This is a genomic window from Mycobacterium sp., from assembly GCF_049647605.1.
In the GTDB taxonomy this organism is placed as follows: domain Bacteria; phylum Actinomycetota; class Actinomycetes; order Mycobacteriales; family Mycobacteriaceae; genus Mycobacterium.
In genome coordinates, this window is the sequence record NZ_JBARXZ010000026.1 from 1 (window position 1) to 21,997 (window position 21,997).

A 21,997-nucleotide genomic window follows, 5' to 3' on the forward strand; every position below is an offset into this window, starting at 1 on the left:
GATCCGCACCGTGGCGTCACCGGAGGCCTGCAGCCGGCCGGCCAGCGTGCGGCCGTCCTCGGCCAGCTCGCCCACAGCGTGCTCGACGTCCGGCCGCGGCTGCTGCCGGTAGGCCTGAGCGAGCGCACCCATGCAGGTAATCGTCTGATGCGCAGTGCTTTTCGGAATAATCACGGTCGCCACAGCCGCACTCGAAGACATCTGATCTCCACCACCCTCACACGTCGGCGAGAACATGGTGCCCGGCGGGGCTTGCCGTCAGGCAACACCTGCGTCAACGCCGCCCGAACAGCGGACGGGCAATGGGTGGCCCGATCTCAGGCCAGGTACGCCACGGCGTCGCGGAGCCGCTCGGCGGCCGCCCGCACCGCCCCGGAATCGGGTCCGGCGCGCAGCACCTCCCGCGACACCGCGGGCAGCAGTTGACCGGGGTGTGCCCCACCGAGGCCGGCCAGCGCCTCGGGGCGGCCCCCCTGGGCGCCGACTCCGGGAACCAGTACCGGCCCGGACAGGGCGCTGACGTCAGGTGGATCCGACAGGGTGGCGCCGACGACAACACCCACCGAACCCGGGTCGGGAAGGCCCGCCCGGTTGACCGCGGCGGCGGCATCGACCATGGACTGGGCGATCGTGCGACCGGTCCCCGTCACCGTCTGCTGCAGGTCCGCCCCTTCGGGGTTCGAGGTGGCGGCCAGCACAAAGACACCACGGCCGTGCGCGGCCGCGCAGTCCAGAAGGGGTTGCAGTGATCCGAACCCCAGATATGGGGATGCGGTCACCGCGTCACAGGCCAGCGGCGAATCCCCGGCCCATGCTGCGGCGTAGGCGGCCATGGTGCTGCCGATGTCACCGCGTTTGGCGTCGGCGAGCACCAGCACTCCGGCGCTGCGCAGATCGGCGATGGTGCGCTCCAGCACGGCGTAGCCGGCCGAGCCGTAGGCCTCGAAGAACGCCACCTGGGGCTTGACGACGGCAAAACCGGCAAACGCCGTCACACAGATGTCGCAGAACTCGGCCAGCCCGGCGGCGTCGGCCGTCAACCCCCACGCCGTCAACAACTCGGGGTGGGGGTCGATCCCCAGGCACAGCGGCCCGCGAGCGCTCACGGCGTCACGCAACCGGACGCCGAAACCGGACATCCTCAGTGCCTGTCCAGCGCGGCGTGCAGTTCCTGCAGCGACCGCACCCCGATGTCACCACGGATTCCCGCCTCGATGCCCTGCACCGCAGCCGAGGCACCCTGCACCGTCGTCACGCACGGGATGTTCATCTGCACGGCCGCCGCCCGAATCTCGTAACCGTCGACGCGGGGCCCGGAGTTGCCGTAGGGGGTGTTGATCACCATGTCCACCTCACCGGCACGGATCACGTCGACCGCCGAACGGCCGGTGCCATCGGCTGTCTCGAAATGCTTGCGCACCACATCGCAGGGAATGCCGTTGCGCCGCAGCATCTCCGCGGTGCCTTCGGTGGCCAGCACCCGGAATCCCAGGTCGGCGAGTCGTTTCACCGGGAACACCAGCGAGCGCTTGTCCCGGTTGGCCACCGACACGAAGACGGTGCCGCTGGCCGGCAATGAGCCGTAGGCGGCGGTCTGGCTCTTGGCGAAGGCGCTGCCGAAGTTCTGGTCGATGCCCATCACCTCGCCGGTGGACTTCATCTCCGGTCCGAGCAGTGAGTCGACATTGGAGCCGTCGGACTTGCGGAACCGGTGGAACGGCAGCACGGCTTCCTTGACGGCGATCGGCGCGTTCGGTGCCGGGCTGGCGCCGTCGCCTTCGGCGATCAGCACCCCTTCGGCGCGCAGCGACGCGATCGTGGCGCCCAGCATGACGCGGGCACATGCCTTGGCCAGCGGCACCGCCGTGGCCTTGGACACGAACGGCACGGTCCGGCTGGCGCGCGGATTGGCCTCCAGCACGTAGAGCACGTCGTCCTTGAGCGCGTACTGCACGTTGAGCAGTCCGACCACCCCGATGCCATGCGCAATGGCTTCGGTGGCGCGGCGGACCGACTCGATGTCCTGACGGCCGAGCGTGACCGGCGGCAGGGCACACGCCGAGTCACCGGAATGGATACCGGCCTCCTCGATGTGCTCCATGACCCCGCCGATGTAAACCTCGGTGCCGTCGCACAGGGCGTCCACATCGATCTCGATGGCGTCCTCGAGGAAGCGGTCCACCAGCACCGGATGCTCGGGCGAGAGTTCGGTGGCCCTGGTGATGTAGCCCTGCAGGGTTTCCTCGTCGTAGACGATCTCCATGCCGCGCCCGCCCAGGACGTAGGACGGCCGGACCAGTACCGGGTAGCCGATGTCGGCGGCGATCTTGCGGGCCTGGTCGAAGCTGGTGGCCGTGCCGAATCGCGGCGCGGGCAGCCCGGCATTGGTCAGCACCTCACCGAAGCGCCCGCGATCCTCGGCCAGGTCGATGGCCTTGGGGCTGGTGCCGACGATCGGCACCCCGGCGCGCTCCAGCCGTTCGGCCAGCCCCAGCGGGGTCTGCCCGCCCAGCTGCACGATGACCCCGACGACGCCGGGCCCGCCGGCTCCGGAGGCCTGTTCGGCGTGGTAGACCTCGAGCACGTCCTCGAAGGTCAGCGGTTCGAAGTACAACCGGTCGGCGGTGTCGTAGTCGGTGGACACCGTTTCGGGGTTGCAGTTGACCATCACCGTCTCGAAACCGGCCTGGCTCAACGTGGTCGCGGCGTGCACACAGCTGTAGTCGAACTCGATGCCCTGCCCGATCCGGTTGGGTCCCGAGCCGAGGATCAGCACCTTGCCCTTCTCGGTCTGCGGCGCCACCTCGGTCTCGGCGCCGGGATCCAGTTCGTAGCTGCTGTAGTGGTACGGGGTGCGGGCCTCGAATTCGGCCGCGCAGGTGTCGACGGTCTTGTACACCGGGTGGATCCCGAGGCGCTGCCGCAGTGACCGCACGCCGTTCTCGCCGGCCAGTTCCGGTCGCAGCGCGGCGATCTGGCCGTCGGACAGACCCTTGTTCTTGGACCGCCGCAGCAGATCCTGGTCCAGCACCGGGGCGTCGAGCAGCTCGGCCCGCAGTTCCACCAGGCCGGCGATCTGGTCGACGAACCAGGGGTCCACGCCGGAGGCCTGTGCCACCTGCTCGACGGGGGCGCCCAGGCGCAGCGCCAGTTCGATGTCGTAGAGCCGGCCGTCGGTCGGGGTCTGCAGCCGGGTCAGCACATCCTCGACCGGTCCCTCAGCGTCGGGCCCGGTCCAGAACCCGGCCTTCTTGGTCTCCAGCGAGCGCATCACCTTGCCGAGGGCCTCGATGAAGTTGCGGCCCAGCGACATCGCCTCGCCCACCGATTTCATCGTGGTGGTCAAGGTGGTGTCGGCGCCGGGGAACTTCTCGAACGCGAACCGCGGCGCCTTGACCACCACGTAGTCCAGCGTCGGTTCGAAACAGGCCGGGGTTTCCTTGGTGATGTCGTTGACGATCTCGTCGAGGGTGTAACCGATGGCCAGCTTGGCGGCGATCTTGGCGATCGGGAATCCGGTGGCCTTCGATGCCAGTGCACTCGAGCGCGACACCCGCGGGTTCATCTCGATGACGATCAACCGACCGTCTTTCGGGTCGATCGCGAACTGGATGTTGCAGCCGCCGGTGTCGACGCCGACCTCGCGCAGGATGTCGATGCCGAGGTCGCGCATGATCTGGTACTCGCGATCGGTGAGCGTCATCGCCGGGGCGACGGTCACCGAGTCACCGGTGTGCACACCCATCGGGTCGACGTTCTCGATCGAGCACACCACCACCACGTTGTCGCGGCCGTCGCGCATCAGCTCGAGTTCGTACTCTTTCCAGCCGTAGATCGACTCCTCGATCAGCACGTTGGCGCTCGGGGAGGCGGCCAGGCCGTCACCGGCCATCCGCTCGACGTCCTCGAAGGTCGCGGCCATCCCGGATCCGAGGCCACCCATGGTGAAGCTGGGGCGGACCACCACCGGCAATCCGAGTTCGGCGACGGTCTCGCGCACCTCGTCCATGGTGAAACAGACCCGGGACTTCGCCGACTCCCCGCCCACCTTGGCGACGATGTCCTTGAACTTCTGCCGGTCCTCGCCGCGCTGGATGGCTTCGAAGTCGGCGCCGATGAGCTCGACACCCCAACGCTCCAGCGCGCCGTTCTCATGCAGGGCGACGGCGGTGTTGAGTGCGGTCTGGCCGCCGAGAGTGGCCAGCACCGCGTCGATCTTGTTGCCGCGCTCGGCCTGCTGGGCGAGCACCCGCTCCACGAAGTCCGGGGTGATGGGCTCGACGTAGGTGTTGTCGGCGTATTCCGGGTCGGTCATGATCGTCGCCGGGTTGGAGTTGATCAGGGTGACCTGCAGGCCCTCGGCCCGCAGCACCCGGCATGCCTGAGTGCCCGAGTAGTCGAACTCGCAGGCCTGTCCGATGACGATCGGGCCGGAGCCGATGACCAGGATGTGATTGAGATCGATACGACGCGGCATGGTTACTTCCCCTCAGCGCGAGCGCGCGTGTTTGTACAGAGTTGCGCGGCGTGTTGCGTACAACGGCGTGCGCTCACTTGTCCCCTGGTTTCTTCTCGGACATGAGGTCGACAAACTGGTCGAACAAGTAGTTGGCGTCGTGCGGTCCCGCGGCGGCCTCCGGGTGGTACTGCACCGAGAACGCCCGGCCGTTGACCAGCTTGATGCCTTCCACCACACCGTCATTGGCACAGGTGTGGCTGACGATCGCCCGGCCGAACGGGGTGTCGAACTCCTCGCCCGCCTCCCCTTCGAGTGCAAACCCGTGGTTCTGCGCGGTGATGGCGACCCGCCCGGTGGCATGGTCGATCACCGGGACGTTGATACCGCGGTGACCGAAGGTCATCTTGTAGGTGGACCGTCCCAGCGCCCGACCCAGGATCTGGTTGCCGAAGCAGATGCCGAACAGCGGTATCCCGGCGCCGAGCACCTCCCGGGTCACCTCGACCACCTGATCGGCGGTGGCCGGATCGCCCGGGCCGTTGGACAGGAACACCCCGTCGGGGTGCAGTTCGGCAATCTGAGCAAACGTCGCCGACGACGGCAGCACGTGACTGCGGATCCCCCGCTGCGCGAAGTTGCGCGGCGTGTTGGTCTTGATACCCAGGTCCAGCGCGGCCACGGTGAAACGGGTCTGCCCTTCGGCTTCCACGATGTAGGTCCCGTCGGTGCTGACCTCGCCCGCCAGATCCGCACCCAGCATGGCCGCTTGGCCGCGCACCCGGGTCAGCAGCTCATCGGCCGCGGCCAGGGCGCTACCGGAGAACACGCCGGCCTTCATCGAGCCCCGACTGCGCAGATGCCGCACCAACGCCCGGGTGTCGATCCCGGCGATCCCGACGATCCCCTGCCGGACCAACTCGTCGTCCAACGTGCCGGTGGCACGCCAGTTCGAGGCACGCGGCGACGGATCACGCACCACGTAGCCGGCCACCCAGATCTTGTCGCCGCGGCTCTCGCCGTCCTCGCCGTTCCAGCCGGTGTTGCCGATCTGAGGCGCAGTGGCCACCACGATCTGCCGGTGGTAGCTCGGGTCGGTCAGCGTCTCCTGATAGCCCGACATCCCGGTGGAGAACACCGCTTCTCCGAGCGTCTGCCCGACGGCACCGAAGGCGGTGCCGGTGAATGTCCGACCGTCCTCGAGAACAAGCACCGCTGTATTGCCGATGCGCGATCCACTCACCCGTTCGTCCCTCGCACTCTCGCTGTTCGCTGTCTTGATCGTCATGCGATTCTTCCTTCATCCGACGCTCCGTCGGCCGCTCCATCGGATCCGGGAGTGATCCACTTGCTGTACTCATCGCGGTTGTCCCCGCGGAATCCGGTGTCGATCTCGGTGCCCGACGGCAGCTTCCAGCGAATGGCCAGGATGCCGTCGTGTGTCATCGCCTTGCCAGCGATGCCCCGTTCGGTGCGGATCGCGGTGATGGACTCGTCCGGAATCCAGATCGGTGTGGCCCCGCTGCGTTTGACCATGATGCCCTCGGGATAGCGGGTCAGCACCGCTTTGGTGCGGAAGCCCAGGTCTCCGACGGCGATGCGGTCCTGCCAGCTCGGCGCCAGCGTGCTGCCGACGTAGAGCCCCTTGGTGCCGGCGATCAACGCCGGGCCGACGGAATCGGGAAGCGCGGGCAGGCGCCCGACGAGTTCCACCTGACGCAGGGCCCGCCGCTTCCAGCCGCGCAGCATCAGCGCGATGAACACGCCGATCAGCACCGCACCCACGGCCGCGAAGATCAGCGAGCCGACCAGCGTTCCGGTGTTCATCGGGTGACTTTTCCACCCCGCGCAGTGACCTTGCCCCGCAACAGCGTCGCCGTCACCGTCGCCGGCAGGGTCATCGCCTGGTACGGGGTGTTCGCCGATTTACTGGCCAGGTCGGTGCCCTCGACGACCCACGAAGCATCGGGGTCGACGACGGTCAGGTTGGCCGGCTCCCCCACCGCCAGCGGACGGCCCTGATCGGGCAATCCGACGATGCGGGCCGGGTTCTCGCTCATCACCGCGGCCACGCCCCGCCAGGTGAGCAGACCGGGGTTGACCATGGTTTCGACGACCACCGACAGCGCGGTCTGCAGGCCCAGCATGCCGGGACGGGCGGCGGCGAACTCCACACACTTCTCGTGCTCGGCGTGGGGCGCATGATCAGTTGCCACACAGTCGATCACCCCGTCGGCCAATGCCTGGCGCAACGCGACAGCATCCGAGGACTCCCGCAGCGGCGGGTTCACCCGGTTCACGCCGTCATAGCTGGCCAGTCGGCTGTCGTCGAGCAGCAGATGGTGCGGGGTCACCTCGGCGGTGATCGAAATACCTTGACCCTTGGCCCATTTCAGTAGTTCAACAGTTCCGGCGGTCGAGGCGTGGCAGATGTGCACCCGGGCGCCGGCATCGCGAGCCAGCAGTGCGTCGCGGGCGACGATCGACTCCTCGGCCACCCGCGGCCAACCGGCCAGACCCAGCCGAGCGGCGTTGGGACCCTCGTGGGCCACCGCATCGACCGTCAGGCGCGGCTCTTCGGCGTGCTGTGCGATCAGCACCCCCAGGCCGGTGGCGTACTCCAGCGCCCGCCGCATCACCAGCGGGTCCTGGACGCAGATCCCGTCATCGGAGAACATCCGCACCTGACCGGTGCCGGCCGCCATCAACGCCATCTCGGTGAGCTGCTTGCCGGCCAGGCCCACGGTGATGGCCCCGACCGGGTGGACGTCGACCAATCCGACCTGCTGTCCGCGGTGCCACACATGGTCGGTCACCACCGAGGAATCGGCGACGGGATTGGTGTTGGCCATCGCGAACACCGCCGTGTATCCACCGAGAGCTGCTGCGGCCGAACCGGTTTCGATGGTCTCGGTGTCCTCGCGGCCGGGTTCACGAAGGTGGGTGTGCAGATCGACGAAGCCCGGCAGCAGAATCTGCCCGGCGGCGTCGATGATCTCCGCGTCGCCGGCATCGAGGCCGGTACCGATTTCGGTGATCTGCCCGTCGGCGACCAGCACGTCCACCGGGTCACCCTCGCCGTAGAGTCGGACACCTGTGATGAGCACGCTCACGCGCTGATCGCCTCCTGTTCAGCCCCGACCAGCAGATGGAACAGCACCGCCATCCGCACATGTACACCATTGGAAACCTGTTGCAGCACTGCTGATTGCGCCGAGTCGGCCACCGACGAGGCGATCTCCATACCGCGCAGCATCGGGCCGGGGTGCAGCACCACCGCATCGTCGGACAGCAGCGCCTTGCGCTTCTCCGAGAGCCCGTAGAGCACCGAGTACTCCCGGGTGGACGGGAAGAAGCCACCGTTCATCCGCTCCGCCTGAACCCGCAGCATCAGCACCGCGTCGGCGGCGGGCAGTTCGGCGTCGAGGTCATGGGAGATGGTCACCGGCCACCCGGTCACCCCGACGGGCAGCAGCGTCGGCGGTGCCACCAGCACCACCTCGGCGCCCAGGGTGGACAGCAGCATCACGTTGGAACGGGCCACCCGGCTGTGCAGCACGTCGCCGACGATCACCACCCGACGGCCCTCCAAGGAGCCGAGCCGCTGCCGGATCGTCAGGGCGTCGAGCAGCGCCTGGGTCGGGTGTTCGTGGGTGCCGTCGCCGGCGTTGATGATGGACGGCCCGGCCCCGTCGGCTTCGGCGGTCCAGGCCGCCAACTGTTGCGGGGCTCCCGAGGCGGGGTGGCGGATGATCAGCGCGTCGGCGCCGGCGGCCCGCAGTGTCAACGCGGTGTCGCGCAGCGATTCCCCTTTGGACACCGAGGATCCCGATGAGCTGACGTTGATGACGTCGGCGCTCATCCACTTGCCGGCCACTTCGAACGACACCCGGGTGCGGGTGGAGTTCTCGTAGAACATGGTGATCACGGTGCGCCCGCGCAACGTCGGCAGCTTCTTGACCTCACGGCCGAGGAGCGCCTGCCGGAACTTGTCCGCGTCATCGAGGATGGCCACGGCTTGGTCGCGGGTCAGGTCCGCCGCGGCCAGCAGATGTTTCATCACAGTTTCGTCTCTACAAAAGCGCTCATCAGCGGGCCGGTCCTCCGTAGGGGGCGATACGCACACTGTCGTGCCCGTCGTGCTCGGTCAGTTGCACCTTGACGTTCTCACTGCGGGAAGTCGGCACGTTCTTGCCGACGTAATCAGCGCGGATCGGCAGCTCCCGGTGGCCGCGATCCACCAGTACCGCCAGCTGCACGATGCGGGGCCGCCCGATGTCGCGCAGCGCGTCCAGAGCCGCGCGGACCGAGCGGCCGGAGTACAGCACGTCGTCGACCAGCACCACCAGTGCGCCGTCGATGCCGCCGGCGGGAATGCTGGTGTCGGCCAGCGGCCGCGGGGGCTTGGACATCAGGTCATCGCGGTAGAGGGTGATGTCGAGGCAGCCGTGCTCGATGGTGACGCCGGAGAACTCGGTGATCTGCGCCGCCAGCCGGGCAGCGAGGTCGGCGCCGCGAGTGGGGATGCCGAGCAGGACAACGCGCGGGGCCCGGGAAGAGTCCGAGGTGCCGTCGAGTGCGGTCTTCTCGATGATCTGATGCGCCATCCGGGAGATGGTGCGGCTGACGTCAGCCGCCGACAGCAACTCCCGATCGGGCTCTGGTGTATCCATGGTCTACTTTGACCTCCTTCTCCGCCTCACCGGACGGATCGTTAAAGGATGTCGAACTGCGGGGCAGCTTAGCAGCTCGGTGACGGGTCGGAGGAACGCGCAGGTGGCCGCGTAAGGTCGCACCCGTGAACCTGGACACCAATCAGGGATCCATCCGCGAAGCCCACGACCGGGGCCTGCTGGCCGGGGCCGTCACCGTGGTGTGGCAGGGCGGGAAAGTGCTGCAGGTCAACGAGATCGGCTACCGCGATGTCGAGGCCAAGTTGCCGATGCAACGCGACACCCTGTTTCGTATCGCGTCGATGACCAAACCGGTCACCGTCGCCGCCGCGATGACGCTGGTGGACGAGGGCAAGCTCACACTCGCCGATCCGGTCACCCGTTGGCTGCCGGAGTTTGCGGCGATGCGGGTGCTGGCCGAACCGCGCGGCGCCCTGACGGCCACGGTGCCGGCGAGGCGCCCCATCACCGTGCTCGACCTGATGACCCACCGCAGCGGCCTGGCCTATCCGTTCTCGGTTCTGGGCCCGCTCGCCAAGGCCTACTCCAAGCTGCCACACCGCCAGGAGCAGGACCGGTGGCTGGCCGAACTGGCAGCGCTGCCGCTGGAGCATCAGCCCGGTGAGCGACTCACCTACAGTGTCGCCACCGATGTGTTGGGAATCCTGATCTCGCGGGTGGCGGGTTTGCCGTTGCACCAGGTGCTGCAGGAACGGATCCTGGGCCCGCTCGGGATGGTCGACACCGGATTCTTCGTGACGCCTGCCGGCCGGCGGCGGGCGGCGACGATGTACAAGCTCGATGAGTTCAACACCCTGAACCACGACGTGATGGGTCCGCCGCCGATCTCGCCGCCCCCGTTCTGCCAGGGCGGCGCCGGGCTGTGGTCCACCGCCGATGACTACCTGCGTTTCATCCGGATGCTGCTGGGCTACGGCTCGGTCGACGGGGTACGGGTGGTCTCGGAACAGTCGGTGCGGTTGATGCGCACCGATCAGCTGACCGATGAGCAGAAGTCGGTGCCGTTCCTGGGGATGCCGTTCTGGGAAGGCCGCGGGTTCGGGCTGAATCTGTCGCTGGTGACGGATCCGGCGAAGTCGACGCAGCTCTACGGGCCTGGCGGGCGGGGCACCTTCAGCTGGCCGGGGGCGTACGGCACCTGGTGGCAGGCCGATCCCGAGGCCGACCTGATCCTGATGTACCTGATCCAGAACCTGCCGAATCTGAACGCCGACGCGGCGGCGATCGGGGGCAACACCTCGCTGGCCAAGCTGCAGACGGCGCAACCGCGGTTTGTGCGGCGCACCTATCAGGCCCTGGAACGGTAGTTTGCCGAATCGGCAATAGCCCTTGCGGATTCGGCCGAAGCCACCGACGCTGGGCACCATGTACTCCCCCACACAGCATGCGTTCGACGACCCTGATGCCGTCGCGCACTACGCGGACGGTCCCCGCCGCATCGTCCCGGGCTACCACGCACTCCATGCGATGGCAGGCATCCTGCTGGCCGAACGAGCTCCGACGGACGCGCGGGTCCTGATTCTGGGTGCCGGCGGCGGGTTGGAGACCAAGGCACTCGCCGAGGCGTTCCCGCAGTGGACCTTCGACGGCGTGGACCCCTCTGCCGAGATGCTGGCCCTGGCGGAGCGCACCCTGGGACCGCTGGCAACCCGCTCCCGGCTGCACCGCGGTGTCATCGACGATGCGCCGGACGGGCCGTTCGACGCGGCGGTCTGCCTGCTGACCCTGCATTTCCTCGACGACGACCAACGCCGCCGAACCGTCGAGCAGGTACGAGCCCGGCTACGTCCCGGGGCGCCGTTCGTGGTGGCGCACTTCAGCATTCCCGGCAGTGATCACAACACGTGGCTGGACCGCTACGCGGCATTTGCGATCACCTCCGGCGTCGACCCCGAGACAATCACCCGCGCCCGCTCCACACTGACCACCCAGGTGCACATCATGAGCCCCGAGCAGGACCGCGCCGTCCTGACCGACGCGGGCTTCACCGATGTCACCGAGTTCTACTGCGCGTTCACCTTCCGTGGTTGGGTCGCCTACGCCTGAGCCGGTGACCTGACCCGTCAGAGCAGCACCCCGAGCCGCGGCGGGTTGGTGCCGCGCAGCCGCGCGGTGCGCTCACCGAAGCGACGCACCACATGGGGCGGTGCCGCGCTGCCCGAACGACGACCAGCGATCCAGGTTCAGGGTCACTCCGCTCGGTCAGCGTCCCTGGCGCAGCTCGGCTCCGTGGTGCAGTTCGGCTCCATGGTGCAGTTCGGCTCCATGGTGCAGTGCGGCGACGTCGGGGTGGGCCCGCGTGCGGGACTTCCAGGCGTTCTCACCGTAGGTGGCGAAGATCGGATTGTCGGGGTCGGCTTCGACACCGCGGGCATGCGCGGCGAGTTCGTCCGGCAACGCCACCAGCGGAACCTGCGCATCCAGTGCGGGATTGAGGAAAAGCGGGATGGATATCCGATCGGTGCCGGGGGCCGGTGCCAGCACCCGGTGCCGGGTGGCCCGCAGGTAGCCGCGGGTGGCCACCTCGAGCAGTTCGCCGGTGTTGACAACAAACGCGCCGTCGAGCGGCGGCACATCGATCCAGGATCCCGGTGTCAGCTCGACCTGCAGACCCGTCGACCCGGGCTCCAGGAGCAGCAGCGTGAGCACACCCGAATCCTTGTGCGCACCAACACCTTGGGTGGTGTCCCCGGTGCCCGGATAGCGCACCACCTTGATCAAGGTAGCGGGCGACTCGGCAAACGCCGCGTCGAACAGATCGGCGGGCCCGCCGAGGGACACCGCCCAGTGCCGCAGTAACCGCAGACCGACGTCGGTGAGCGCGGTACGCAGCCTCTCGAACGCCGGACGCAGCTCGGGCAGCGCGGAGGGCCACAGATTGGGACCCTGCAGCCGCCAGTAGCCCGAGGCGTCGGGCAGGACGTCACACTCCGGCCCGATATCGATCTGCTCGCGCCAATCCACGGTGCCGTTGGTCAGCTCACCGCCGACACGTGAATAGCCGCGGAACTGTGGACTTTTGAGCTGGCTGATCTCATCCTTGGCCTCCGGTGTCAAGGCGAAGAAACTCCGCGCCAGGCGCAATACCTCGGCCGTCTGCTCCGCCGGGACGCCGTGTCCGGACAGGTAGAAGAAGCCGTGGTGGTGCGCCGCGGTGCGTAACGCGGTCTGAAACGCCGCGGGATCGGTGTCGGCGGCGGCGAGGTCGAGGACGGGGAGCACGTTTCCCATCATGGCCTCACCAGGCCGCAGCCGTCACCGTGATCTAGGCGCCGTCGGCGCCGCGCACCGCGTCGGCAGCAGCCCTGATCTGGGGAGTCACCAACATCACCTGACCCAGGATGCCGTTGACAAAGCCCGGTGAGTCGTCGGTGGACAATTCCTTGGCCAACTCGACCGCTTCGTCCACGGCCACCGCCTCTGGCACGTCGTCGGCATGCAACAGCTCCCACACCGCGACCCGCAGGATCGCGCGGTCCACCGCGGGCAACCGCTCCAGCGTCCACCCCTGCAGGTGGGAGCTGATCAGGTCGTCGAGATGCGCGCGGTGCTCGGTGACCCCACGCGCCACCGACACCGTGTACGGGTTGAGGTGTTCCACCTCGGACTTCGAATTCGCCAGCAAGGTGCGCGAGTCGGCGACCTCGATCGGTGTCAGGCCCCGGGCTTCCGCCTCGAAGAGCACGTCCACCGCCCGCTTGCGGGCAGCGTGCCGGCCGCGGGACTTGCCAACCTTGCTGTCAGGCATTCACACGGCCCAGGTAATTTCCGTCGCGCGAATCGACCTTCAACTTGTCACCCTGGTTGATGAACAGCGGCACCTGGATCTCGGCACCGGTCTCCAGGGTGGCCGGCTTGGTGCCGGCACTGGACCGGTCGCCCTGCAGGCCGGGTTCGGTGTGGGTGACCACGAGCTCCACCGTCACCGGCAGCTCGAGGTAGAGCGCCGAGCCCTCGTGGAATGCGATCTGCACCGGCATGCTCTCCAGCAAGAAGCCGGCGGCCCGGCCCACGAGTTGCTCGGACAGCGGGTGCTGCTCGTAATCCTCGGAATCCATGAAGACGAAGTCGTTGCCGTCGCGGTAGAGATAGGTGGCGTCGCGACGGTCCACCGTCGCGGTCTCCACCTTCACTCCGGCGTTGTAGGTCTTGTCGACCACCTTGCCCGACAGCACGTTCTTCAGCTTGGTACGGACAAACGCCGGACCCTTACCGGGTTTGACGTGCTGGAACTCGGTGATCTGCCACAGTTGGCCGTCGATGTTGAGGACGAGCCCGTTCTTGAAATCGGCAGTCGATGCCACGGTGGGTATTTCTCCTCTGTCGTGAGAAGACCCTCGATCAGAGGATCTGCAGTTCCTTGGGGAACCGGGTAAGCAGGTCGGGCGCCTTCGAGCCGACGACCAGCGTGTCCTCGATCCGGACACCGCCGCGATCGGGCAAGTAGACACCTGGCTCCACGGTGACCGCAGAGCCACGAAATAGTGTACCGGCGGCAGAGGCATTGATTCCCGGCGCTTCGTGGATCTGCAGCCCGACGCCGTGCCCGAGGCCGTGGGTGAACGTGTCGCCGAACCCGGCATCGGTGATGACCTGCCGTGATGCCAGGTCCACATCCTTGAGCAGGACACCGGGTGCCAGCGCTTCCCGACCGGCTCGCTGCGCGGTGGCGACCAGGTCGTAGATCTCCCGCTGCCAGTCCGCCGCTTTACCGAGGACAAACGTGCGTGTCATGTCGGAGTGGTACCCGGCCACCATCGCCCCGAAGTCGATCTTCACGAGATCGCCGCTGGTCAACACCGCGTCGGTGGGCCGGTGGTGCGGGATCGCGGAGTTGGCGCCGGTGGCCACGATGGTCTCGAACGAGGCGGCGTCCGCACCGTGATCGAGCATCAGCGCTTCCAGATCGCGGCGCACTTCCTTCTCGGTGCGTCCCGGCCGCAGCCCGCCCTGGGAGATCAGGTCGGCCAGCGCGGCATCGGCCGCCTCGCATGCCAGGCGCAGCAGCGCCACCTCGCCGTCGTCCTTGATCTCACGCAGCGCCTCGACGGTGCCCGAGGCCCGCACCAGGGTCGCGGCGGGCGGGTCGCCGAGCGCACGTTCCAGGGCGGCACACCCGTCCACGGTCACCACGTGGCTTTCGAAGCCGATCCGGTTTGCCCCGTCGGCGACCGCACGGCCCACGAGGTGACGTGCACACGCCCGTTCGATGACCACTTCGAGATCGGGCGCCTGCTGCGCGGCTTGGGTGCGGTAGCGCCCGTCGGTGCTCAACACCGCGGGGCGGCCGTCGGCGAACACCAGCAACGCCGCATTGGACCCGGAGAACCCGGTCAGATAGCGCACATTGTTCAGGTCGCTGACCAGCATCGCGTCGATGGCTACGGCGTTGTCGAACGCGCGGATTCGTGCGCTGAGGTTGTCGCGTCGCTGGGAATGTGTCACGCCCAGCCACGCTACTCGGTACTGTGCTTAGCCATGGCGAAGTGGCTACTGCGCGGACTTGTGCTCGCGGCGTTGATGGTGGTGGTCAGGCTCGTCCAAGGCGCCTTGATCGACCAGTTCGAGACGAGCGCGCTGCTCATCAGCATCGTGTTGCTGTTGGTGTTCGCCGCGGTGGTGATGGTCTGGGGCCTGCGCGACGGCCGGGCGGACGCCCGCAGGAACCCGGACCCGGATCGCCGCGACGACCTGGCGATGACGTGGTTGCTCGCGGGACTGGTGGCCGGCTTGCTGTCCGGGGCGGTGTCGTGGTTCATCTCGATGATCTATCCGGCGCTGTACGCGGGCGGACTTGTCAGCGAGCTCACCTCGTTCGCCGCGTTCACGGCGTTGCTGATCTTCGTGCCGGCGACCCTGGCCGGCGCTGTCGGTCGCTGGTTGGTCGACCGCACCGCGCCGCCGTACCAGCGCCGCCGTGAGGGTGAGGACGAGCGCGCCGACACCGACGTGTTCGCCGCGGTCCGGGATGACCGCGCCGACGCCGCCGACTCCGCCGACGGCTCCGAACCGCTGGCTCAGCAGTCTTCGGTGGCCACCCTGGAACGGGACGAGACCGCCGAATCCGTTGCCGCCGAGCAAGAGACCGAGGTCATCGCTGCTGAGGAACGCAAGGACGAAGAGCGCAAGGACTGAGTGTGGTTGCGTCTCGGTGCTGACCGGCCCCGGTGTCACGGGGTTCGAGTGCGCGGCAGTGCGGTACCGAGACGCGCGGATCCGTCGGCGGAGAACCGCGACCGCAGCGGTGCGCTGACGGGTTCAGCGAGCAGGCCTCGGTCGCGCAACCGCGGGGCCAGGTGTTCGGCGAAGTCGTCGACCGTCCCGGGAAACAGGAACGGTCGCACCACCAGTGCATCGATGCCGGTGCTGTGCACGTAGCCTTCGATGGCGTCGACGACATCATCTGGGGTGCCGACAAAATGGGTGGCTTCCCCACCTCCCAAGTCCCGCAACTCGTTCCACACCTGACCGGCGGTATGCGCGGCGGCCTTGTTCTGGTATTCGGACTGAGTGTGGTCGCTGCTGCCGCTGATCTTGTTGTCGGAGGCGAACTTCGCCAGATCCACCCCGGTCCAGTCGCCGTAACTGGCGGCCAACGCGTCGGTACTGCTCTCGTGGATGCGCTGCAGGTCGGCAACCTTGCGGTCGACCTCCGCCCGGGTAGAGGCGGTGACAAAGGAGAAAGCTCCGGCGAACGACAGGGTGTTGGGGTCGCGGCCGGCTTCAGCGGCCTCCTCACGGGTGAAGTCGATGCCCTCGCGCATCAGCTCGGCACTTTGGCTGCCCCCGAAGACGACCTCGGCGTGCCTGGCCGCAAATTGCAGGCCGCGCTTGGACCAGGTTGCCTGGAACAGCGCCGGGGACCGTTGTGGTGAGGGCGGCGACAGGTGCGGGCCACGTACCGGATACAGCGGTCCGGCGTGGTCGATGGTGTGCACCCCGTCGGGCCGGGCGAACACCCCGGTGGCCGGGTCGCCGACGTACGCATCGTCGTCCCAGCTGTCCTCCCACAGTTTGCGGGTGACTTCGAGGAACTCTTCGGCGCGGTCATACCGCTGGTCGTGAGGTATCGCGGTGGTGAAACCGAAGTTCTGTGCCGCCCTGGGCAGGTACGAGGTGACGATGTTCCAGCCGATCCGACCGCCCGACAGGTGATCGAGCGTGCTGAATCGGCGCGCCAGGGAGAACGGGTGTTCATAGGTGGTCGACGCGGTGACGACAACGCCGAGCCGTTCGGTCACCGCAAGCATCGCCGAGGCGACACTGAACGGGTCGTGTGCGGGGAGTTCGACACCGCCGAGAACCGAGGGGCGCGCCGATCCTTCATAGGCCTCATAGACGGCCAGGACGTCGCCGAAGAACACAAAATCGATTCCAGCAGACTCGATTTGGCGAGCCGAGCGGGTCCAGAAGTCGAAGCCCAGCGAATCGATGCGCCGGTCTTCGGGGTGTTTCCACAGATTGGCTGAGCCATAGCCCATGCCGACGCAGGCTTGTTCGTAGACTCCGAAACGAATCGGAGTGTTTGCGGCAGTCAACTGATGTGCTCCGTTCGGGGCGGGGCGACGGCGATGAGGCGCGCAGCGTCCCTGAGGTTTCGGGTTTGATCGTGGGCCGGATCGTGCAGGATCTGCTGGCGGGTTCCGGACTCGACGATCCGCCCCTCGTGCAGGACATGGGCGCTGTCGCAGAGACGTTCGGCGACGGTCAGATCATGCGAGATCAGCAGAAAACCCAGTCCCCGCTCGGCTGACAACATGTTCAGCGTGGAGATGACCAGATTCTGGCTGACCCCGTCCAGGGCACTGGTGGGCTCGTCGAGAACAAGTAGGCCCGGTTGCACAGCCAGTGCCCGAGCAATGGACACCCGTTGTCGCTGACCTCCGGAAAGCTGTGCGGGATAACGTTTCAGCAGTACCGGGTCCAGACCGACGGAGACCAGGAGCTCGTCCGGGCGCGGCGAACCGCCGGCCCGTTGCGGCGAGCACCTCAACGCTTCCCGCATGCTGGCGGCGATACTGCGGCGGGGGTTGAGCGTTTCGGACCCGTCTTGGAACACCGGCTGGATGGTGCGGCGGAATTCTTGTCGCTGAGCGTGATCGAGCTTCGGAAGTGCCGTGCCATGAAATCGGACCTCGCCACGGGTCGGGGCGACAAGCCCCAGAAGCACCCGCGCAATGGTCGACTTGCCGGACCCACTCTGCCCGATCAGCCCCACGCGCTGGCCGGGTTGCACTGTCAGGGAGATCTTTTCGACAATGGGCCCGTTCTTGGTCTCGACGGTGACATCGTGCAGCTCGATCACGTCAGCACCCTGCCTGTCGGAAACCGGAACTCGGCAGCAACCAGCGACTGCCCGGCGACGGTGCGTGGATTGGCCAGGACGTCGGTGGCGTTGCCCTGTTCGACGACGCGACCGTCGCTCATGACCAGGATCTGGTCAGCCAACGCCCGCACCAGCGACAGATCGTGGGTGACCAGCAGAAGCGCGATGTCGTGTTGGTCCTGCAGGGAGCGCAGGAGTTCGATGATCTCGACGCGGTGGGTGAGGTCCAGCGCGCTGGTGGGCTCGTCGGCGAACAGCAGTCGCGCTCCGGAGGCCAGCGCCAGCGCGATCGCCACCCGCTGGCCCTGCCCACCCGACAGCTCGTGGGGGTAGCGCTCGGCGAACCGCTCGTCGAGTCGAGCCCGGCGCATCCCCTCCTTCCAGGCAGCGGGGATGCTGCCGGGCTCGACACCACGATCCCGCAGAACCCTGGCCCCAAAGTCGCCCACCCGCATGACGGGATTCAGTGCGGCGACCGGAGTTTGCATGATCAGCCCGGTGGCACGGGCGCGGATCTGCGATGCCTGCCGGGATCGCGTGCCCACGATCTGCTGCCCGAAGATCTGCACACTGCCGCTGACGTGGGCGTTGCGGCCGGCCAGGCCGAGACTGCTCAGGAGCACAGTGCTCTTGCCGGAGCCGCTCTGCCCGACCACGGCCGCACACTGACCTGGCGAGAGATCCAGCTCGGGAACGTGGGCCCGGCGGACACCGCTATAGGCGACGCCGAGCTCGCGGATACTCAGGGCCGTGTTACCGGTGCTCACGAACCGCCCCGTTCGACCAGACTCTGCCGCATCGACTCTCCCAGGGTGAACAGGCACAACGCGGTCAGGACCACCGCGATGCCGGGAAAGACGCCGATCCACCACGCGCCGTTGAGGTGTTGCAGTCCCTGCTGGATCATCAAACCCCATTCACTGGTCGGTTCTTGGACACCGACACCCAGGTAGGACAGTGCCGCGACGGTGACGACGATCGTCCCGGCATCGATCGAAAGTTGCACCAGCACCGGGGGAATCGTGTTGGGTAACACGTGGCGTAACAGAATCCGAGGATCGGACAGGCCAAGGCATCTGGCGGCGTCGACGTAACCGCGGGTTCGTATCGTGCGGGCCATCGCCGCCGCCGATCGGGCATACCATGGCCACCAGGCGACCGCGACGGCGACAACCACCGTCCACAAACCGACCCCCAGCACCGTCACCAGCACGACGGTGAGCAATAGTGCTGGGAAGGCGAGGAATACGTCGGCAGTACGCAGAACTGCCGAGCCTACCCAGCCACCGTAGTAGCCCGCCACGGTGCCCAGGAGCACACCCACCAACGCCGCCAGCACCAGCACTCCGACCACGATCAGCAGTGAGGTCCGGGCACCGAAGATGACTCGGCTCAGCACGTCGCGGCCCAGGTGATCGGTACCGAACCAGTGCTGGGCGCCGGGTGCCTGCAAGATGTTGTCCGGATGGGTCGCCCAGGTGCCGTCCGCTGGGAACGGCGCAAGAAATCCGGCCCCCACCCCGACAAGCGCCAGCACCAACAATCCCGCTACCGCCGCGCTCAACGTCGGCCGCGACCGCAGCAGCGCCGCGAGCTTACGCGGGCTACGCCGCAGCGGCGAACCGTCAGCCAGTGTTGTCATGTCACTCCACCCGCACACGTGGATCGACCTTGGCCTGCAACAGATCCGAGATGAAGTTGACCACGACGTAGAGCACCCCGACCACGATCGTGGTGCCCACGACGGCGTTGATGTCCAGGGACCGGATCGCGGTCACAAGGTAGGTGCCGACCCCCGGCCAGTTGAAGATCTCTTCGGCCAGCGCCGCTCCGACCAGCGTCGACCCCAGCACCAATCCGGCGATGCCGATGATCGGGGTCAGCGCCGGGCGCAGCGCATAGCCCTGGATGAGGCGCTGCTCCCCCACGCCGTAGGCCCGCACCAGGGTGGCGTACGGCGCTTGCAGTTGTTCGATCAGCGAGGAGCGCATCATCTGGGTGAGCAGCCCGAACGGGTAGGCCGCGACCACCAGTGCGGGCAGGACCAGATGCAGCAGCGCATCACCGACCATGACCGGGTTACCGGCCAGCAACGCGTCGACCAGCGCGGCGTTGGACACCCCCGGCAGCTGCTGGTCGTCGGCAAGGCGAGGACTGACCTGTCCGGCTGCGGGCAACCAGCCCAGCTTCGAGGCGAACAGGTTCTGCAGCGTGACCGCCAGCCAGAACACCGGCAGTGCTACCGCCAGCAGCGAGATCGCTCTGATCGCGCGGTCGGCCAGGCGTCCCCGAAAACGAGCGGAGAGCACCCCGGCCGCGATGCCCAGCGGTACGCCGACCCCGAGGGCGATCAGAGTGAGCACAAGCGACGCCGGCAGCGCCTTCGTCAGGTCCTCGGCGACGGGACGCCGAGTCGCCAGGCTGGTGCCCAGGTCCCCCTGCGCCAATGCCGTGACGTAATGCCAGAACTGGGCTACCACGGGTTGGTCCAAACCCAGCTGGACACGCACCTGTGCGAGTTGTTCGGCTGACGCCCGCGTCCCGGCATACACCACAGCCGGATCACCGGGTAGCACCCGGACCATGAGGAAGGACAGGAACACCACGCCCATCACGACGATGACAGCGTGGCCGCTGCGACGGGCCACCAGCCGGCCCCAGCGCGGCCTCTCGTTGAGATCACGCACGGCGCAACTGGTGAACGAAGGCGACATTGGCGTAGGCCGGATTGTCGACATAACCCCGGATACTCGGGGCCAACAGGCGCAGCGGGCGCTTGACCACTGTTGCGGCCACCGCGGCCTGATCGACGGTCACCTGCTGGGCCAGCGTTGCGTACACGGCGCCCAGTGCGTCGGGGTCGGTGGCGCTCAGAGCCGGGATCCTGTCGATTTCGGCGTCGATCTCGGGGTCGCGCAGGCCGGAGTAGTTGTAGACGATCTCGTCGCTGCTGCGCACCAGGTCGATGTACCAACTCGAAGCGTCGGGATAGATGGTCCACCAGCTGTTCAGGGTGATGTCGGGCCGACGGCCCGTGGATCGCGACTTCTCGGTCAACGCAGCAGTTTCCAGGAAGCTGCTGTCCAGCTTGACACCCAACTCGGACAGCGAGCTGTTCAGCAGGGTCGCCACTGCGCTGTCGAACGGTTCACTCGGGTTGCCGAGCAAGGTGAGCGTCAGTGGTGTGCCTCCGGGCCCGTACCCGGCCTCGGCCAGCAGCCGGCGCGAGCGGTCCAGATCTTTCTTCAGCTCCAGGCCGGGTTGGTAGCCGAACAACCCTTCGGGTACCAGCCCACTGGCCGGCACGGCTGCCTCGCCCAGCACCTTTTGGAGTTCGGCGGCATCCAGGGCGGAAAACACGGCTTGGCGGACACGGACGTCCTGGAATGGGCCCTGTTGGGTGTTCAGCGAGATGTACTGGTTCTGGTAGCTCGAATTTGCGATCGCCTGAACCTGATCGGGATCTGCCGAGGCCTCCTTGAACAGCGGCGCGGACACCTCTTTGACGAAATCGACTTCCCCCGAACGCAACAACTGGTAGGCCGTGGTTTCGGTGGGAACCTTCTTGTACCGGACCTTATCGAACTGGCCGTCCTCCCAGCCTGCCCAGTAGTCGTCGAAACGAGCCAGGGTGACCTCTGTCTCGCCGCCCTTGTCGAACGATGTCACGGTGTAGGGCCCGGTGCCGGCGTCGTGGCCCTCACTGAACCAGGTCGCCAGGTCTCCGTCGTGGGCGGTCACGTCGTAGATGTGGGCACTGAAGCCGGATGCCGCGTGCACGTCGAGCGGCACCGGTTCGGACAGATGAAACACCACTTGGTGCGGGTTCGGGGTGTCGATGGATTCGACCGCATCCCACTCATACGAGGCGGCCCTGCCGATCTCTTTGGTGCGCTCGATCGATTCCTTGACCGCCGTGGAGTCCAGTTCGCGGCCGGAATGGAACTTGACCCCTGGTCGCAGTTCGAATGTCCACGTCAAGGCGTCAGGAGTACTCGACCACCGGGTGGCCAGCAGCGGATCGATCTTGCCGGTTTCGCCGTTGTACGTCGTCAGCGTTTCGTAGATGTTGTCCAGGACGACGTCCTCGTTGTTGTAGAACGTGGCGGGGTCCCACTCCTGAATGAAGTCGCTACTTCCGGCGTAGACGAAAGTGTCTCCACTGGAAGCACTTTCAACTGAACTGCCCGAGCAGCCACTGACCACCAGCCCGGCGCAGGCCATCACCGCGATCCTGCGGATCACCCAAGGCAGCGAGATGTTCATCACAGATCGATACTCCTGTTCGAGACGGATTTGTCGTCAGACGACAGAACGAGAAAACACAGATGAGACGTCGAAACGCCTGGGAGTCAACACCGTTACGCGGCCAACACTGCATCCGCGGCCGGTTACGGTCAGCTCAAACCGTGACGCGGCCTGCTTGTGTTCCGCTTACCTTGGTTCCCAAGGCATTCGAGGATCGCCGATGACACGCATCGGGTACGGCGCCACGGCCCACTGGTGACCTGCGTGCCGACT

Annotated in this window: 20 protein-coding genes; 3 read left to right on the forward strand and 17 right to left on the reverse strand. The window is 67.1% G+C overall.

The window, feature by feature from the left end; translation table 11 throughout:
• Window positions 1-317: 317 nt before the first annotated feature.
• The 7 genes from pyrF to pyrR form a co-directional block, all read right to left on the reverse strand.
• Window positions 318-1,139 (reverse strand): orotidine-5'-phosphate decarboxylase, encoded by an 822-nt coding sequence (pyrF, locus tag WBB07_RS03660; RefSeq protein WP_526304873.1) that lies wholly within the window; start codon window positions 1,137-1,139, stop codon window positions 318-320.
• Window positions 1,140-1,141: 2 nt separating this feature from the next.
• A complete protein-coding gene (gene carB / locus WBB07_RS03665; RefSeq protein ID WP_526304875.1) occupies window positions 1,142-4,477 on the reverse strand; it encodes a carbamoyl-phosphate synthase large subunit in 3,336 nt (1,111 codons plus the stop codon).
• Window positions 4,478-4,550: 73 nt separating this feature from the next.
• Window positions 4,551-5,744, reverse strand: coding sequence for a glutamine-hydrolyzing carbamoyl-phosphate synthase small subunit (gene carA, locus WBB07_RS03670; protein ID WP_526304876.1), 1,194 nt, complete (start codon window positions 5,742-5,744; stop codon window positions 4,551-4,553).
• Window positions 5,741-6,283 carry a PH-like domain-containing protein gene (locus WBB07_RS03675; RefSeq protein ID WP_526304878.1) on the reverse strand — a complete coding sequence of 181 codons (543 nt, stop codon included), beginning with the start codon at window positions 6,281-6,283 and terminating at the stop codon, window positions 5,741-5,743. The genes carA and WBB07_RS03675 overlap by 4 nt, the downstream gene beginning before the upstream one ends.
• Window positions 6,280-7,569: a dihydroorotase gene (locus tag WBB07_RS03680; protein ID WP_526304880.1), complete on the reverse strand. Its 1,290-nt coding sequence runs from the start codon at window positions 7,567-7,569 to the stop codon at window positions 6,280-6,282. Before WBB07_RS03680 ends, WBB07_RS03675 begins: the two co-directional genes overlap by 4 nt.
• The gene (locus WBB07_RS03685; RefSeq protein WP_526304882.1) at window positions 7,566-8,516 is read right to left on the reverse strand and encodes an aspartate carbamoyltransferase catalytic subunit; all 951 of its coding nucleotides are present in this window, start codon (window positions 8,514-8,516) and stop codon (window positions 7,566-7,568) included. The genes WBB07_RS03680 and WBB07_RS03685 overlap by 4 nt, the downstream gene beginning before the upstream one ends.
• A 28-nt stretch (window positions 8,517-8,544) precedes the next feature.
• The gene (gene pyrR, locus WBB07_RS03690; RefSeq protein ID WP_526304884.1) at window positions 8,545-9,129 is read right to left on the reverse strand and encodes a bifunctional pyr operon transcriptional regulator/uracil phosphoribosyltransferase PyrR; all 585 of its coding nucleotides are present in this window, start codon (window positions 9,127-9,129) and stop codon (window positions 8,545-8,547) included.
• Window positions 9,130-9,254: 125 nt separating this feature from the next.
• Here pyrR and WBB07_RS03695 point away from each other — a divergent pair, with 125 nt between their 5' ends.
• Window positions 9,255-10,457 carry a serine hydrolase domain-containing protein gene (locus WBB07_RS03695; RefSeq protein ID WP_526304886.1) on the forward strand — a complete coding sequence of 401 codons (1,203 nt, stop codon included), beginning with the start codon at window positions 9,255-9,257 and terminating at the stop codon, window positions 10,455-10,457.
• 58 nt (window positions 10,458-10,515) lie between these two features.
• Window positions 10,516-11,196 (forward strand): class I SAM-dependent methyltransferase, encoded by a 681-nt coding sequence (locus WBB07_RS03700; RefSeq protein ID WP_526304888.1) that lies wholly within the window; start codon window positions 10,516-10,518, stop codon window positions 11,194-11,196.
• Between the two features lie 156 nt (window positions 11,197-11,352).
• Here WBB07_RS03700 and WBB07_RS03705 read toward each other — a convergent pair whose 3' ends face one another.
• The 4 genes from WBB07_RS03705 to WBB07_RS03720 are packed head-to-tail and all read right to left on the reverse strand — an operon-like array spanning window position 11,353 to window position 14,595.
• Window positions 11,353-12,381, reverse strand: coding sequence for an isopenicillin N synthase family dioxygenase (locus WBB07_RS03705; RefSeq protein WP_526304890.1), 1,029 nt, complete (start codon window positions 12,379-12,381; stop codon window positions 11,353-11,355).
• 34 nt (window positions 12,382-12,415) lie between these two features.
• Window positions 12,416-12,898, reverse strand: a complete 483-nt coding sequence (nusB, locus tag WBB07_RS03710; RefSeq protein WP_526304892.1) for a transcription antitermination factor NusB — start codon at window positions 12,896-12,898, stop codon at window positions 12,416-12,418.
• On the reverse strand, window positions 12,891-13,454 hold the full coding sequence (efp, locus tag WBB07_RS03715) for an elongation factor P (protein WP_526304894.1): 564 nt from the start codon (window positions 13,452-13,454) through the stop codon (window positions 12,891-12,893). The genes nusB and efp overlap by 8 nt, the downstream gene beginning before the upstream one ends.
• Before the next feature lie 37 nt (window positions 13,455-13,491).
• Window positions 13,492-14,595 carry a M24 family metallopeptidase gene (locus tag WBB07_RS03720; protein WP_526304896.1) on the reverse strand — a complete coding sequence of 368 codons (1,104 nt, stop codon included), beginning with the start codon at window positions 14,593-14,595 and terminating at the stop codon, window positions 13,492-13,494.
• A 33-nt stretch (window positions 14,596-14,628) separates the two neighbouring features.
• On the opposite strand from WBB07_RS03720, the gene WBB07_RS03725 reads away from it, so the two are divergent.
• Window positions 14,629-15,285 carry a B-4DMT family transporter gene (locus tag WBB07_RS03725; protein WP_526304898.1) on the forward strand — a complete coding sequence of 219 codons (657 nt, stop codon included), beginning with the start codon at window positions 14,629-14,631 and terminating at the stop codon, window positions 15,283-15,285.
• Window positions 15,286-15,320: 35 nt separating this feature from the next.
• On the opposite strand, the gene WBB07_RS03730 is transcribed toward WBB07_RS03725, so the two are convergent.
• From WBB07_RS03730 to WBB07_RS03755, 6 genes are read right to left on the reverse strand one after another with little or no spacing between them, the layout of a single operon-like run.
• On the reverse strand, window positions 15,321-16,631 hold the full coding sequence (locus WBB07_RS03730) for an NtaA/DmoA family FMN-dependent monooxygenase (RefSeq protein WP_526304900.1): 1,311 nt from the start codon (window positions 16,629-16,631) through the stop codon (window positions 15,321-15,323).
• 53 nt (window positions 16,632-16,684) lie between these two features.
• Window positions 16,685-17,455, reverse strand: a complete 771-nt coding sequence (locus tag WBB07_RS03735) for an ABC transporter ATP-binding protein (RefSeq protein ID WP_526304902.1) — start codon at window positions 17,453-17,455, stop codon at window positions 16,685-16,687.
• Window positions 17,452-18,243 (reverse strand): ATP-binding cassette domain-containing protein, encoded by a 792-nt coding sequence (locus WBB07_RS03740; RefSeq protein ID WP_526304904.1) that lies wholly within the window; start codon window positions 18,241-18,243, stop codon window positions 17,452-17,454. The genes WBB07_RS03735 and WBB07_RS03740 overlap by 4 nt, the downstream gene beginning before the upstream one ends.
• Window positions 18,240-19,118, reverse strand: a complete 879-nt coding sequence (locus WBB07_RS03745) for an ABC transporter permease (RefSeq protein WP_526304906.1) — start codon at window positions 19,116-19,118, stop codon at window positions 18,240-18,242. Before WBB07_RS03745 ends, WBB07_RS03740 begins: the two co-directional genes overlap by 4 nt.
• Window position 19,119: 1 nt before the next feature.
• The gene (locus WBB07_RS03750) at window positions 19,120-20,163 is read right to left on the reverse strand and encodes an ABC transporter permease (RefSeq protein ID WP_526304908.1); all 1,044 of its coding nucleotides are present in this window, start codon (window positions 20,161-20,163) and stop codon (window positions 19,120-19,122) included.
• Complete coding sequence (locus WBB07_RS03755) at window positions 20,156-21,742, reverse strand: ABC transporter substrate-binding protein (RefSeq protein WP_526304910.1); 1,587 nt, start codon at window positions 21,740-21,742, stop codon at window positions 20,156-20,158. The genes WBB07_RS03750 and WBB07_RS03755 overlap by 8 nt, the downstream gene beginning before the upstream one ends.
• Window positions 21,743-21,997: the final 255 nt, after the last annotated feature.